10 protein-coding genes and 2 pseudogenes are annotated in these 13,902 nt (G+C 65.3%); 11 read left to right on the top strand and 1 reads right to left on the bottom strand.

Features of this window, described 5'->3' with window-relative positions:
- Positions 1-259: 259 nt before the first annotated feature.
- The 11 genes and pseudogenes from ADY01_RS22440 to ADY01_RS40750 form a co-directional block, all read left to right on the top strand.
- Positions 260-1,078 (top strand): TnsA-like heteromeric transposase endonuclease subunit, encoded by an 819-nt coding sequence (locus ADY01_RS22440; RefSeq protein ID WP_049576656.1) that lies wholly within the window; start codon positions 260-262, stop codon positions 1,076-1,078.
- Positions 1,075-3,375, top strand: a complete 2,301-nt coding sequence (locus ADY01_RS22435) for a DDE-type integrase/transposase/recombinase (protein WP_049576653.1) — start codon at positions 1,075-1,077, stop codon at positions 3,373-3,375. The genes ADY01_RS22440 and ADY01_RS22435 overlap by 4 nt, the downstream gene beginning before the upstream one ends.
- Position 3,376: 1 nt before the next feature.
- The gene (locus tag ADY01_RS22430) at positions 3,377-4,678 is read left to right on the top strand and encodes a TniB family NTP-binding protein (RefSeq protein ID WP_049576651.1); all 1,302 of its coding nucleotides are present in this window, start codon (positions 3,377-3,379) and stop codon (positions 4,676-4,678) included.
- Positions 4,675-5,097: pseudogene (locus tag ADY01_RS41870) on the top strand (TniQ family protein); the annotation flags it as partial. The gene ADY01_RS22430 and the pseudogene ADY01_RS41870, both read left to right, overlap by 4 nt.
- A 129-nt stretch (positions 5,098-5,226) precedes the next feature.
- Positions 5,227-5,904 carry a hypothetical protein gene (locus tag ADY01_RS40760; RefSeq protein ID WP_234320354.1) on the top strand — a complete coding sequence of 226 codons (678 nt, stop codon included), beginning with the start codon at positions 5,227-5,229 and terminating at the stop codon, positions 5,902-5,904.
- A 2-nt stretch (positions 5,905-5,906) separates the two neighbouring features.
- Entirely contained in the window at positions 5,907-7,076 is a 1,170-nt protein-coding gene (locus tag ADY01_RS40755; RefSeq protein ID WP_234320353.1) for a TniQ family protein, read from the top strand.
- A 130-nt stretch (positions 7,077-7,206) separates the two neighbouring features.
- Positions 7,207-8,586 (top strand): dsDNA nuclease domain-containing protein, encoded by a 1,380-nt coding sequence (locus ADY01_RS22420; protein ID WP_049576648.1) that lies wholly within the window; start codon positions 7,207-7,209, stop codon positions 8,584-8,586.
- The gene (locus ADY01_RS22415) at positions 8,583-9,155 is read left to right on the top strand and encodes a hypothetical protein (RefSeq protein WP_049576646.1); all 573 of its coding nucleotides are present in this window, start codon (positions 8,583-8,585) and stop codon (positions 9,153-9,155) included. Before ADY01_RS22420 ends, ADY01_RS22415 begins: the two co-directional genes overlap by 4 nt.
- A gap of 1 nt (position 9,156) precedes the next feature.
- A complete protein-coding gene (locus tag ADY01_RS22410) occupies positions 9,157-11,094 on the top strand; it encodes an ATP-binding protein (protein WP_049576643.1) in 1,938 nt (645 codons plus the stop codon).
- A 122-nt stretch (positions 11,095-11,216) separates the two neighbouring features.
- Positions 11,217-12,998: a serine/threonine-protein kinase gene (locus tag ADY01_RS22405; protein WP_078900508.1), complete on the top strand. Its 1,782-nt coding sequence runs from the start codon at positions 11,217-11,219 to the stop codon at positions 12,996-12,998.
- A 284-nt stretch (positions 12,999-13,282) separates the two neighbouring features.
- Positions 13,283-13,510 (top strand): annotated as a pseudogene (locus tag ADY01_RS40750) (IS630 family transposase); the annotation flags it as partial.
- On the opposite strand, the gene ADY01_RS22395 reads toward ADY01_RS40750, so the two are convergent.
- The coding region (locus ADY01_RS22395) for an IS630 family transposase (RefSeq protein ID WP_049576637.1) at positions 13,507-13,902 on the bottom strand (396 nt) is incomplete at its 5' end. The pseudogene ADY01_RS40750 and the gene ADY01_RS22395 sit on opposite strands and share 4 nt — an antisense overlap.

The following is a 13,902-nucleotide window of genomic DNA, read 5'->3' as shown; positions in this document are numbered from 1 at the left end:
GCCACCAGACTCACCCCGCCCCCACCCCCCGGCAAGTACCCACAAATAAGTGGGTACTCCGGTCACGGCGGTGGGTGAGCCTGAGCACGATAGTTGTCGTTAACGTCCCACCTCGACCTGGTCCTTCTCGAAGCGCTGAGCACGATATCTGTCGCCGAATTCGCATCGTTGTTGACGTGTTCCGTCCTCTTTGCAGGCAAGTTGTCGCCAACTTCGAAGATCACCCCTCCGGCGGGATGCGTACGGCTTACCTGGGACTATGAGCGATATCCGGGGCTTCTTGTGGTCCCACAGCTGTACGTGGACAGATCTGCTGGTCCCTGTCTCACTGGACGCGGGGCGGGACGACCTGGACCTGTCCGATGGCTGGATGGATCGGTGGACCGCGACGTGGAAGTACGCCGGGGACGAGATTGCCGGGCCGGTCCGGCACCTGGGGCAGGTGCCGGTGGCGAGCCGTGGGCCGATGCGGGGGTTCACCTGGCGGCGGGAGCAGCGGCACCGGCCCGGTCTGGAGTCCCTGGTGTCGACGGGGCGCCTGCATGGGTTCGAGAGCCTCGAAGAGGATCAGCTGCTGGTAGCTCTGGACTTTGCCGGTGATCTGGTGGAAGTGCTGTCGCAGCCGTTGCGTATCCGGTTCCGCACGGTGAAGAAGTGGCGCAACCACACCCCGGACTTCTTCGCAGTCACGCGGGTGGGGGCCTGGCTGATCGACGTGCGGCCCCGAGACCTGATCGAGCCCGAGGACCTGGAGTCGTTCGCGGCCGCAGAGGAAGTGGCGTTGGTCTGCGGGTGGCACTACGCGGTCGCGGCCGCATGGCGTCCGCATGTGCGGTCCACTCTGGGCGCGTTGTACGGGAAGCGCCGTCCGACACGCGACGTGCTCGGCATTCAGGCCGAACTACTTGCTCATGCCGAAGAGGAAGCCACATTCGGAGAGTTAGCGGCGGCGCAGACGTACTGGCCGGCGGCACGGGCTCAGTTGCTGCACTTGTTGTGGCATCGCAAGCTCGGGATCGACCTTGCTCAACCGTTGACGGACAGTTCGCGGGTGGTGCTGGCGGGAGGCCCCTCATGATGGGGGCGGCGGCACTGGATCTCTCGCCCGGAGCGGGCGTGGTGCTCGACGAAGTGGAGTGGCTGGTCGAACGGCAGGAGCCGCATCTGGGGCAGGTCCACCTGGTGCGCGCGGACGGCGAGCGCCAGCGGGCGAGCTTCCGCTTCCTGGTCAACCACCCGCGTTGTCGGCCGCAGTCGCGTACAGCGGCGGAGGGCGCCAACCGTGGGCGGCAGCCAGCCTCGTGGAGTGATGTGAAGCCGGAGAAGCGGCCCTTGATGGAACAGCGCTTCGCGCATCTGATGGAGGTCAACTGCGGTTTCCGCAGTGGTGATCCGTTCCGTCCCGAGCCGGGAGAGCCGCACCCTGAGTACGACCCGGACCGTACGACGCTGACTGAGCGGCGGGCGGCGAAGGCCGCTGAGTTGTCGGCGCTGAGGCCCGAAGAAGCCAAGCTGCTTCTGGGCGTCGCGCATGTCGGGGTGCGCACGCTGGAGCGCTGGGAGCGCAGGCGCAGGAGGTACGGGATCGTGGGTTGCGCCGATCACCGCTGGATGCGGGCGAGCGGGGGACACCCGAGCGTCAGCGAGGAGGTCCGCGAGGCGATCTTCGCGGTCAGGGCGGAGACGCAGCACCACCGGTCCCGGGTCAGCGCACGCACCCGCGAGATCATGATCCGTCGCTATGTGCGGGAGACATTCGAGAACGAAGACGAGGACGGGGACGAGAGCGAGAAGATCGAGGTTCCCAGCTACCACACGCTGCTGCGGGTGTGGAAGGAGTGGTTCGGACCGGGCGGCGCGCGACAGAAGTACGAACGCTCGGCCGAACTGCCCACCAAGAACGGGCATGTTCTCGTGACCCGCCCCGGCCAGGTCGTCGCGCTGGACACGACGATCCTGCCGGTGATGGTCCGCGAGAACGTTTTCGGTGACCCGGTCACCGTCCACCTCACTTTGGCGCTGGACGTCTACACCCACTCCATCTGCGCGTTCCGGCTCACTCTGGTGTCGGACTCCTCGGTGGACGTCGCGATGGTGCTGCGCGACGTCATGCTGCCGTTGCCCATGCGGGAGGAGTGGGGCGAGGACATGGAGTGGCCCTATCCGGGGATGCCGGCCGCCATGGTCTCCGAGTTCGCCGGGTACGAGGTGGCCGGGCTGCCGTTCTTCACCCCCGAGACCGTCACCTCCGACCACGGTTCCGTCTACCGCAATCACCATCTGGTGGATATCCAAGAGGCGATGGGCTGCCGAATTCTTCCGGCGCGCGTGCTGCGCCCGCAGGACAAGAGCGCGGTGGAGCGCGTCTTCGGCAGCATCCGCTCGCTGGTGTTCGAGAAGCTGGCCGGTTACACGGGGGTTGACGTCTCCGATCGCGGTGCGGACCCGGAGGGCGACGCGGTGCTGACCCTGGCCGAGATGGAACACTTCATCGCGACCTGGGTCGTGAAGGTCTGGCAGAACCGCAGGCTCGGCGAGTTCGCACCCAGCTGGGATCCTGGCGGTGACCACAGCCCCAACACCCTGTTCGCCGCCTCCTTCGCCCAGGAGGGTTTCGATCTGGACATTCCCGCCCCGGAGACGTACTACCGCTTCCTGCCCGAGCACCACGTGAAGCGGATCCACCGGCGGGGCGTGCAGGTCAAGGGGCTCTGGTACGACGCCGCGTTACTGCACCAGCCCGACATGAACTCCGCGCGCGGGGGCCGCTACAAGCAGCACTGGGTCATCCACCGTGAACCCCGCGACCGGCGGGTGGTGTATTTCCAGGATCCCGACACCCATGAATGGCACGAACTGCGCTGGACGGGCCTGCCACCGGAGGGCGAGATGCCAGCCTTCGGTGACGCCCGGGTCGAGGAACTCCTCACCCGCGTAAGGGAAGCGGGCCTCAAGCCGCGCTCTGACAGCGAGCTCGTCCCCAAGCTCCTGGAGATGCTGGGGGCCGTCGATCCGGTCGCGAAGTGGCCGTCCCAGCTGACCAAATCCCAGCGGACGCAGCATGCGCGGGAGATCACCCAGGCGCAGGCGGCAGCCGCGGACCGACCGCAACAGCCGCCGAAGCCGAACAAGCCACCGCGCCTGGCTGCCCTCGGCTCACCGGGTGCGGAGCCGCCGTGGCGGGAACGGGCCCGGGAAGCCACCGAGAGCCTGGACGCGCACCGGCGCCAACGGCGTGAGACGGCCAAGCCAGGGCAGCAGCCGTCGGTACCTGCCCCGCTGGGATCGAGCCGCCGCGGTCGCAACCTCTTCATCATCGCCGACGACGATGACGGATCCGACGAACCGGACCCGAAGCCGACGGAGGAGACGTGAGATGAGCACTCTGCCCCCGGAGCCGCCAAACGCTCCCGTGCCGTTCCTGCGCTTCGGCCCGAGGCCGGACCGGACCCGGTATGAGGGTTGGCAGGAGTTCCGCCGGACACGGGATCTGTTTGTGCCGGTCAGGAAGATCTCCTTGGCCGAGTACGGGCTGATGAGCCCGCGCAAGAAGTCCTTGCATGACCTGCACCGCGCGGCCACGCACGTCAACATGCAGATGCTGGACACCCCGATGAGCGAGGTGGTCACCATGCTGATGCGTTCGCGGATCCAGAACAACGCGATGCGTATCGGTCCGAGCACCCTGGACGGGCTGATGATCAACGGCGGCGGGTACCAGGGCAAGACGGAGACCGCCTGCCGGACCGCCGCCGAGTTCGAGGACACCTGGCGTGACCTGTTCGAGCAGTACCCCGAGTGCTACTTCGATCCAATGCCCGGCACCCGGGACCTGATCGCGCCGGTCGCCTACTGCCAGACCCCGGTGAAGGCCACTCCGATCGGCCTGTGCGAGGCAATTCTCGACTACTACGGCGCCCCCTACGGCAAGAACCTGCGCGGCATGATCCGCAACGCCCGCGAATCGATCAAGGCGCACGCCACCACCGTCCTGATCATCGACGACATCACCCGCCTGAAGATGCACCGGGAGGATGACCAGGACACCCTCGACCTGATCCGCGGCCTGATGGACTTGGACGTCACGCTCGTCCTCATCGGCGTGAACATTCCCCGCTCCGGCCTGCTCAGGGAGGGCTGGCACGACCCCCGTACCAACCAGTGGGTCTACGCACCACTGAAGAAGGGCAAGAGCTACAACCCCGACGCCTCCACCCAGACCGAGCGCCGCTTCGACCTGGTCACACTCGACCCCTTCGACTACAGCAGTGACGCGGGCATCGCGGCTTTCATCGACCACCTCGTCGGCGTCGAGAACCAGATTCGGCTCTTCAACGCCAGCCCCGGCACGCTGTCCCAGGGGCTGATGCCCGAGTACCTCTACCGCCGAACCCACGGCATCGTTGGTCTTCTTCGGCGCTTGATCGAGGACGGGCTGACCAAGGCCATGGAGAGCGGCTTGGAGAATCTGACCATCGACCTCCTTGACGAGATCGCCATCAACCTGGGCAACATCCCCGGCAAGGACGGCGTCCGCGACGCCGAAGCCGGAGAAATCCCCGACGTGGACACTGCCCCGCAGCTGAAGGTGAAAGCACCCCGGAAGACCCCGAAGGCCCGGAAGGGGCGCAACACGGTTCTCGACGACCGCGGCACACCTCCGGCGGTCGAGGCATGACCCTGCGTCCCCTGCCCCGCAGCCTGGACCCACTTGAAGACGAAACCCTTGTTGGCTTCATTCTCCGCCTCGCCCGTCACAACGGCACGACTCCGGACCAAGTCGCAGCCCGTTTGGGGTTGATGGACGGACCGGCTGAGACCCCAGGCGTTGTCTCGCCCTGGCTGCTGGTGGACATGGACAAGCCACGCCTTGCCCGGGCGGCACGCGCAGCGCATTTGACCGTGGCGGAGGCCGACAAGTTACTACTCGCCCCCATGGGACATCGATACGGTCTGGTGAGCAGGAGATACCGGCCGTGGACGAGTCCCCGGCAGCTGGACCGCCCCAATCGATGGATCCTCGTACGGACCTCCCAGTACTGCCCATCCTGCCTCGCTGGCGACGGAAGTCCGCAAGAGGCCCTGAACGGCGTTGCCTGGAGGCGGTCCTGGCGCCTGCCGGTGGTCTTCGCTTGCGTTCGGCACCGGCAGCTCCTCCACCGGGCCTGTCCTGCTTGCCGCACCCCTGCCCAGTTCGCTCGCACCGGCCTGATCGCTCGCCCGGGGATGGAAGAACTCCACACGGCCCAGTGCCGATCGCCATCCGCTCCGGGCTCGGGCGGGGTCCGCCTGTCGGTCTGCGGGGCCGACCTCTCCCGCGTCGGCCCAGCTCGTATCCCGGAGGACGCCGACTCCCTCAATGCGCTGCTGGCCCTCCAGGGACGCCTCGACGAATTGCTGGCCACCAACGGGCCGTCGAGCGCCGGGAGTTGCGGCCGACTCGTGCCGGTCGCCCAGTACTTTGTCGACTTGCGTGTGGTGGCCACGTTGATCCTCGCCTCCTGGCAAGAGGCAAGCCATTTCGCAGCGACACCCGCTCTGGCACAGGCGATCGAACGGGAAGCGGTGCAGCGAATGCGCGACAGCCGGCGCGGCACGCGGCGGGGCGGATCGAAGAGCCCATACGGGATCAACTCGCTGCTCTCACCTATGGACTCAGCCCTGACCATGGGCGCGGTACTGGGCATCGCTGTGTCCGTACTCGAAGCCCGCGACAAGAAGTGGACACAGCGAGTGCTACGCCCGTTCTACGACACCGCCCTTGCATTGAACCGCGACACCTTCCGGCGCCTCGCACGCCTCCCCGGCACATCCCTTGCGCTGCAGCAGGTGCTTGGAGTCGCAAAGGAGGCATCGGACACTCCGAACCTCGAGATCTACGTCCGCGGCCCACGAAACGGCTGACCATGCGCTCCCTGCCCCGCAGCCTCGATCCGCTGCACGACGAGACGCTCACCGGATTCGTGCTTCGCCTGGCTCATCGACTGGGCACCACCCCCGCAGAGATCCTGCTCCGCACCGGTCTGGCACCCGGCGGCAGTCCTGGTCTGCCCACCCGCCTGCCCCTGAGCTTCCATTACCACTTGGACGACGCCCACCTCGCGGCCTTTGCCCGCGCCACCCTCTTGATGCCCGCCGAGGTCGCCGACATACTCCTCGCTCCGCTCGGTCAGCGGTATGGGCCACTGAACCCCAAGTTCACGCCACGCAGCACCCCAGCCCGGATGATCTACGACAACCCGTGGGTGCTGACCCGCTCCACGCGCTACTGTCCTCCCTGTCTCACCGGGAACGGCACCCCCATCCAGGACCGGCACGGCGGTCCTTGGCAACGGCTGTGGCGCCTTCCCATGATCTTCCTCTGTGTCCGACACCAACGACTCCTCGCCCACCAGTGCCCCGGTTGCGGCGCATTCGCGCAGTCCTCCCATGCAGGCAGCGCCATCGCCCGCCTGTCGGACGATGCTCTAAACCCGTGGCAGTGCCGGTCGGCTGAGGTGCGTTCGGCACCGGCCGAGCATCCCGCACATGCCTGCGGAGCCGACCTGATCCTGGAGAGTGCCCCCGCCGGGGATCTCGATTCGGCCACTATGGCCGCGCTCGTCCAAGTGCAACGACACCTTGCGGGCTTACTCGCTGCGGGAGGCCCCGAAAGCACGACGAGCGCGGGGGCGCCCGTTCCCGTCGCCCACTACTTCGCCGATCTGCGCGCGACGATCGCCATAATCTTCCGGACCTGGCCCGAAGCACGCCCGTACGCCGGCACATCGTTCCTGGCCGCCGTGCTCGATGCCGAGCATGCTTCCCGCACTGCGGAGGCTCAGCCCTTGCTCAACACCGCCGGGAAGAAAAAGACCTCCAAGCCCTACACCGCGCCGCCGACCGATTCCTTGGCAACGGGCGCGGTTCTGCAGATCGCGACGCGGTTGCTCCGAGCGTCAGATCCCTGCCAGGCGCGAGAGTCGATGACCCCGCTCGTTCACAGACTTCGCGATGCCGACCGTGCGCTCAGCGCCTACTTGTGCCGCGCTGCCTGGATCTCAACGCCCATGAGGACTGCGGTCGGCGACTGCTGAAGGCGCCAAATTGCGACGGACTGTTACGCAGAGGTGCTGCAGTGTGATAGAGGTAGGGATCTTCACTCCCGGTGCCGGGATGGAAGCGGCGGGGGACGTGCCCTGATACAGGGCCGGATCGGGGGCGTCGATGGTCGACACGGCGGGCATGGGCGTTGGGGCTGAAGGCGCCAGAGCGCCCGCTGAGCCGGAGGGTCCGAACGGTTCAGCGCACGCCATCTTCGAACTGGCTCCGGAGGAAGACAGCGGCTCGGACACGCTGGGCCGTTACCGGTATCAGGCGGAGGTTGCCGCACGAGAGTGTCTCGCCATGCTCACCGAGGACACAATTGACTTCGTCGTCTGCGAGTGGCACGAGGATTTCGTCGTGGCGTGGGCCGATGGATCAGTGGAACTGGTATCGGTCAAACATCGCGAAGAGAATCAGGGCACTTGGTCGCTTACGGAGTTGTGCAAGAGCGGCGGCCTGACCCACCTCTTCGACCGTTGGTGCGCATGCGAGTGTGCCGCCAATGTCCGTCTCAGACTGGCGACGAACGCGGCGCTGAGTCCGATCAAGGGTAACGCCGGCACCCTGGCTCGGATGTGCGGCCCGGAGCCGGAACTCACGGACGGGCTGTCCTCTATGGCGGAGACAATCGCCCGCCAGATGCTCAAAGTCCGTTGGAAACAGCCCTATCCCAACATCCCGGACACACCCCAGGTGAGCAAGCTCGCGGACATCCGGGTGCCAACAGGGTTCGTCGAGAAGGTTCTTCGTTTCCTCGCAGTCCTGGAGATCTCCTGCGACCCACCCCAGCGCGCACACATCACCGATGTCAACATCCAACGGCTTCTGGTGCCTGCCGTCGAGCAACTGCAGCTGGCGCATGTCGACTTTGAAAGCACTTACCGGGCCGTCGTGGATCGGATCGAGCGTGCCAACCGTGATGAGAGCGACCGCAGCCAACTTGCTGTCTACATCGCCGATCCGAGCCGCGTCCGTCACAGCACGCGGATGCAGCAGCGCATCGGCCGACGCAGAATCACCCGCGAGATCGTCCGCCAGGCGATCGCGTACACGACGGTTCAGCTGCCCACGTTCCCCCGCGGTCAGGCGCCCGTAGTGGCACCGGGAGGGGCAAAGCTCGGCCGCAAGCTGCGCCGGGGCCTGGTTCCCTTGGACGAGGCGGCGTTTGCCGAACAGCTCCGCTCCGCGTGGTACACGACCTGGTCCGAGCGCCGCTCCGGCCTGGCCGGGGATGAAACCGACCTTTTGAACCTGTCCATGGACGTGCTGGAGATGGCCTTCGAGTGCCGACGCCATGCACGCGCTCAGGTCGCCGAGGGCAGCGAGTTCGGCAACAAGATGAACGACCTGCTGGCCGAGAAACTGAAGGTCGATACTCTGCCGTCGCCGCCGCCGTTCCTGCTCAGCAACCTGCATTTGCGGGGGCTGGCATACCAGTTGTGCGACGAGTGCCTCTTCTTCTTCTCCGAGAATTTCAACACGGATGAGGAAGCCTCATGACCCATAGCGCCGACTTCGACACCGCCGTAGCGCGCATGCGGGCTCAGAGGCGGCAGGCTGAGCAGCGCGAGGTCCACTACCACGAGGCGCGCATCCTCCTGCTCATCTCGCAGTTCACCACCCCCAAAGGAGGGCTCGACGGTCTGACCAAGCTCGCCAAACTCGACTTCCTGCTGCGCTATCCAGCGATGCTGGAACGTCTCCTGCCCGCTGGCGAGGCATCGTGGCCAGCAGGAACCGCCCCCACAACACCCGAGCGCCTCGCGGTCGAAAGCCGTATGACCCGCTACAAGTACGGGCCCTGGGACCAGCGCTACTACAGCGTCCTCGGCTCACTCGCTGCCCGCGGCTTGATCGTCTACAGCAACAGCGCCAGAGCCGAATTCCGCGCCACGCCGCAGGGCGCCGCCGCTGCTACCTCTCTTGCCGCAACGCCGGAGTGGGCCGTTGTCGCCAGCCGCATCAAGCTGCTCAAGCGGCATTTCAACAAGTCAGGATCGGCCTTGAAGAATCTCATCTACGACCGTCTGCCCGACGCTGTCGACCGGCCCTGGCGGACGGAGATCTAACATGGCCGTTCACCTGCGCATTGTCGCTTTGACCGTCACGACCGCCGAGGCGGACCAAACCTACCGCTTCGACCGTCCGGCCACCGTGATTACCGGCCCTATCGGCACTGGCAAGTCCAGTCTGCTGATGCTCTTCAAGCACGCCCTCGGCGGCAGCGCGATGCTCACCCCGGCGGTCCGCGACCACGTTCTGTCGGTCCAGGCCGAGGTAGTAGTCGGCGACGAACGTGTCGTCCTCAGGCGCACCATTGAGGGAGACACCGCAGACACCGTGGATCTCCTCGATCCACATTCCCTAGCTCTGGAACGCACCCTGCCTCTGCGGGCCTCGGAAGGCGTCACCACGCTCTCCGATCACCTCTTGGACGCGCTCGGCTTCCCGCGCGAACAGATCGCCGCACGGCGAGAAGGAGCAGCGCGACCGCAGAACCTCACCTTCAACGACCTGTACGCCTACGTTTACCTCCAGGCACGCGAGATCGACCGTCAGGTCGTCGGTCATCTGGACAGCTGGTTTGAGACCAAACGCAGAGAGCTCTTCCGCCTGATGTTCGGGCTCACCGACAGTGCGCTCATGGAGCTCAAGCGCACCAGCAACCAGCTCTTGGACACACTGAAGGCCAGAACCGCCGAGCACGACAACGTCAGCTCCTTCCTGGCAGCCTCTGACCCTCGTAGCGACGACGAGCTCCGGGCCGAACTCACGCAGCTGCGCGACACCCTGGAGCGGGCATCGTCCGCCCTGGCCAGCCTCCGCACGGAACTTGAGGAACAGACCGCAGCTGACACCGCGCTGCGTGACGAGCTGCAGAGCGCCATCCGCGCCGCCCGGCAGACCGAGGAAGAAATGTCCGCGGCCGCCGATCTAGTGGAGGCGCGGCATGCCGTCGTCGCTCAGGTACAGCTCGACCTCTCGCGTCTCGCACGGTCGGCCACGGCCATCGACCAGCTCTCCCCTTTCGAGTTCATCGTCTGCCCGCGGTGCATGCAGTCGCTGGCGGCCCGGGCCATCGAGGATGGCCACTGCCTCGTCTGCCTTCAACTTGACCCAGTTGAGGCCGATATCGACCCGGCTGCTATCGAAGAGACACGCACGACCCTGCAGCAGCAGCTTGAGGACGCACAGCGCATCCAGCAGTCGGACGAGGCGCACCTGCAGACCATCCAGGAGCGGTCGCAGCAACTCAGCTTCGCCGTCACCAGCCTGCGCCGAGAGCTCGACGCCCAGACCCGTGATGCGGTCGCCCCGCGCTTTGACGCCATCGCCGAGGCCAGCTCCCGCGTTGCGTCACTCAAGGCCAGCATTGATGCCATCACCCAACTGCGCGAATCCTGGGCACGGGTGCGCACCATCGACGCGGACATCCGCTCACTCAAGGCCGACCGCCGGCAGGTCAACAAGGGCATCAAGGAGAAGTCCGAGCAGCTCAAGGCCAGCCAGACTCTGGTCGGTGACCTCAGCACCGAGTTCAGCCGACTGCTCACCAGCTGGAATCTGCCCTGGGTCGACACGGCCGTCATCGACCGCGACACCTACCTGCCGGTGGTCAACGGAAGGCCCTTCGAGACCCTGCAGGCCTCCGGCGGGGGCATCGCCACCTCCGTCAACCTCGCCTACAGCCTCACGCTCCTTGCCTTCGGACTCGACCACTCCGACGTCCTCGTTCCATCGCTCCTCGTGATCGATTCACCGCGCAAGGCATTTGGCAACAACGCCTCCGACCGGCAACGCGCGGCCGAGATCTACAGTCGCTTCAGGACGCTGGCTGACGCATATGGCGAACGCTTGCAACTGATCATCGCCGACAATGACCCCCCGCCCATCACCAGCGACTCCTTCGGCAAGGTGGAGTTCGACTACGAGAACCCCATGGTGCCCGGCGTGGATCATCCGGGCCCTGATCAAGTCACTCGCATCGAGAGCCAGCCAGATAGCTGACGTTCTGGGTGTCTCGCGAGAGGCGGTACGCCAGTGGCGGTCCCCGGTTCGCCGCGAACCGGCGGGAGAGCCTGGCGGTAATTGGCCGACGTCACCGCCCCGAGGGTCAGTAGGGTGGCTTCATGCCGAAGAACGAACCGTTCATCATCGACGGAGTCACTTACGAGCGCGATTCAGCTCCGGGAGAGGGCGGATCGGCCGTGGTGTGGAAGGCTCGCCGTAAGCCGGACGGTCAGGTGTTCGCAGTCAAACGAATTAAGAAGGCCCGCGACGCGGACTCCGCTCGTAACAAGCGTTTCAAGCAGGAGATCGAGTACGGGCAGACATCGAGCCACCCGAACGTCGTGAGTATCCACGCGTGCTCAGAGGACGCGAACTTCTTCTACTACGTCATGGACTTCTACCCTATGACGCTGCGAAACGTGATCAACGACGAAACCGATGCTGACGTGCTTCTCGACTACGCGCGCCAGCTCTGCGATGCGCTCGCGTACGTGCACGGCGACGGCATAGTGCATCGTGACATCAAACCTGAGAATGTCCTCGTCGATCCTGATGCACGTCGGCTCGTCCTGGCTGACTTCGGCATCGCGCATTTCAAGGACTCCTCGCTCACGAATCGCGGGGACCTCCTAGTGAACCGGAACTACCTCGCTCCCGAGCAGATGGTGAGGAACAACGCCCTGGGTATCGGTAAGCCGGCGGACATCTTTGCGCTCGGCCTCGTCATAACCGAGATGTTCACGAAGCAGAACGCCCGAGGGCGACGACACGCGCTTGTGCGTGACCGCTACCCCTTCCTGGCCGACCTCGACCTGATCATTGAACAGATGCTGCTCCAAGATGAGGCGCAGCGGCTCCGCATCGACACCGTACGCGGCATGCTTCGGGTAACCCTCCAGCGGCTCGACTCGGCAATTGAGGAGATCTCCGATGATCTGCGCCCCAACGAAGCGTCCGCCGACAGCTCGTCCGGCGAGATCGAGCGGATCCTCGGCCGTGCCGCCAGAGACGTGCTGTCGGCGAAGCATATCTTCGAGCGGGTCGCTGACGGAGAGCTCGACCGATTCAACCTCAACTATCACTGCGAGGTTGCGTACCGGGTGAGCACGGTGCTGTTCAATACATGTGCTCAAGCCGTTATATATGCTTCGTGCAAGGCGAAGTTCGACTATGAGGGCGCCGGGCGGTGGGACGAGAACGACGACGCCCTCGTGTTGTCGGCCGCCAAGCCCGGACTCCAACGCGAACTGGAGGCGATTCTGGCTGATTTCCCCCTCCCTCAGTCTTCGCGCTGGGGCGGTCTGCCACGGCGGTCGGCTCACTTGTTCCGGTTCTGCAAGGACTACCACTGCGAAGAGCTGCTGACGAGCATCCGCGAATCTGTCTACGGTGACGGCAATGGTTCGTTGCGGGCGAATCTGATCAGCGCCCCGATCCTCTGGATTACCCGCTGGATGCGTACGAAACTGGACACCGACTACCTGGAGTTCTACAAAACAGTTCGCGAGGAAATCGGTTTCGAGCGCCACCTCTCGGTGGTCTGGGACGAGACGCTTCCGTTGGATTCGGCCCGAGAAGCGGTGGGAGTGGATCTGTTGACCGAGCCGCTCAACGCCGACGACGTCGCCGGCACACTGCAGGCGCTTGAAGCGAAGTGGGATGTCTCCGTGGGAGAGCTCGTAGACGGTGGGTACTCGGTCATGTTCCGATCACGCAACACGTACCGCTGCTTTCACGACGAGGCGCTCGACCTCGCAGAACCGGGCTCAGTATTCGAAGCCGACGTCCTCGATCTGCTCCGCCCTGAGGCGGAGTTCGACGACCTCGTCGCACTCACATGGGATCGGGACTTTGACGTGGCCATCACGCTCGGAAAGATCCTCGGCACCCCAACGCGCTAGTGTCCTGAGTCCAAAGTTCAAGGGCGGTCATAGGACGGGTGGTGCCTGGTCCGAAGCCGTTGTCGCTGGAGTTTTCTGATCACGAACTCCAGGTGCGGCGTGGCTGGTTGCGAAAGCGGACAGCGTCCCGGCGTTGGTGTTGCGGCCGAGGATCGTGCTGGCGTGTGCGGAGGGTCGGGCGAACGCGCAGGTCGCGCCCGCACCGGGCGGGAGGACCGCACGGCGCTCGATCTGGGTGTCTTGCTGGAGCAGGTGCGTAAGTGGCGGGCCCGATTCTTGGCGAATCGGCTGGAGGGTGGCTCAACCTCGTCGAGCGCTGGTTCGCCGAACTGGCCTGCCGCAAACTCCGCCGCTCAGCCCAGCGCAGCGTCGCCGAACTCGAACGGGACACCCGCGGCTGGATCAACGAGTTGAACAAGAACCCCAAGCCGTTCGTCTCGGCGAAGACCGCCGACGACATCCTCGACACCCTCGCTGCATACTGCACACGAACTAACGACTCAGGACACTAGTGTCCTGCGCCGGAAATTCTGGCGATATATTCAGCTAAGGAGTTGAGGATTTCGTCGGCGGTCTTGGTCCACGTGAACGGTTTGGGGTCCTTGTTCCAGGTCCGGACCCAGTTGCGGATGTCGGCTTCGAGGGCCTGCACGGACGTGTGGCTGCCGCGGCGGATGAGGTTGTCGGTCAGGTGTCCGAACCACCGCTCGACCTGGTTGATCCAGCTGGAGCCGGTGGGCGTGAAATGGGTGTGGAAACGGGGATGCCGAGCGAGCCATGCCTTGACCGCGGGCGTCTTGTGGGTGGCGTAGTTGTCACAGATCAGATGGACGTCGAGTTCGGCCGGTACGGCTTTGTCTATCTTCACCAGGAACTTCTTGAACTCCACGGCCCGGTGACGGCG

Origin of the sequence: Streptomyces sp. SBT349, from assembly GCF_001083795.1 — a bacterium.
Lineage (GTDB): Bacteria > Actinomycetota > Actinomycetes > Streptomycetales > Streptomycetaceae > Streptomyces.
Note: the sequence above shows the minus strand (reverse complement) of the source record. Positions and strands in the feature narration are given on the sequence as shown.

Bases quoted from the DNA above. Each gene is read 5' to 3' on its own strand.
- ADY01_RS40755 (WP_234320353.1), top strand. From the start codon at position 5,907: ATGCGCTCCCTGCCCCGCAGCCTCGATCCGCTGCACGACGAGACGCTC.
- ADY01_RS22405 (WP_078900508.1), top strand. From the start codon at position 11,217: ATGCCGAAGAACGAACCGTTCATCATCGACGGAGTCACTTACGAGCGC.
- ADY01_RS22410 (WP_049576643.1), top strand. From the start codon at position 9,157: ATGGCCGTTCACCTGCGCATTGTCGCTTTGACCGTCACGACCGCCGAG.
- ADY01_RS22435 (WP_049576653.1), top strand. From the start codon at position 1,075: ATGATGGGGGCGGCGGCACTGGATCTCTCGCCCGGAGCGGGCGTGGTG.
- ADY01_RS22440 (WP_049576656.1), top strand. From the start codon at position 260: ATGAGCGATATCCGGGGCTTCTTGTGGTCCCACAGCTGTACGTGGACA.
- ADY01_RS22415 (WP_049576646.1), top strand. From the start codon at position 8,583: ATGACCCATAGCGCCGACTTCGACACCGCCGTAGCGCGCATGCGGGCT.
- ADY01_RS22420 (WP_049576648.1), top strand. From the start codon at position 7,207: ATGGTCGACACGGCGGGCATGGGCGTTGGGGCTGAAGGCGCCAGAGCG.
- ADY01_RS40760 (WP_234320354.1), top strand. From the start codon at position 5,227: ATGGAAGAACTCCACACGGCCCAGTGCCGATCGCCATCCGCTCCGGGC.
- ADY01_RS22430 (WP_049576651.1), top strand. From the start codon at position 3,377: ATGAGCACTCTGCCCCCGGAGCCGCCAAACGCTCCCGTGCCGTTCCTG.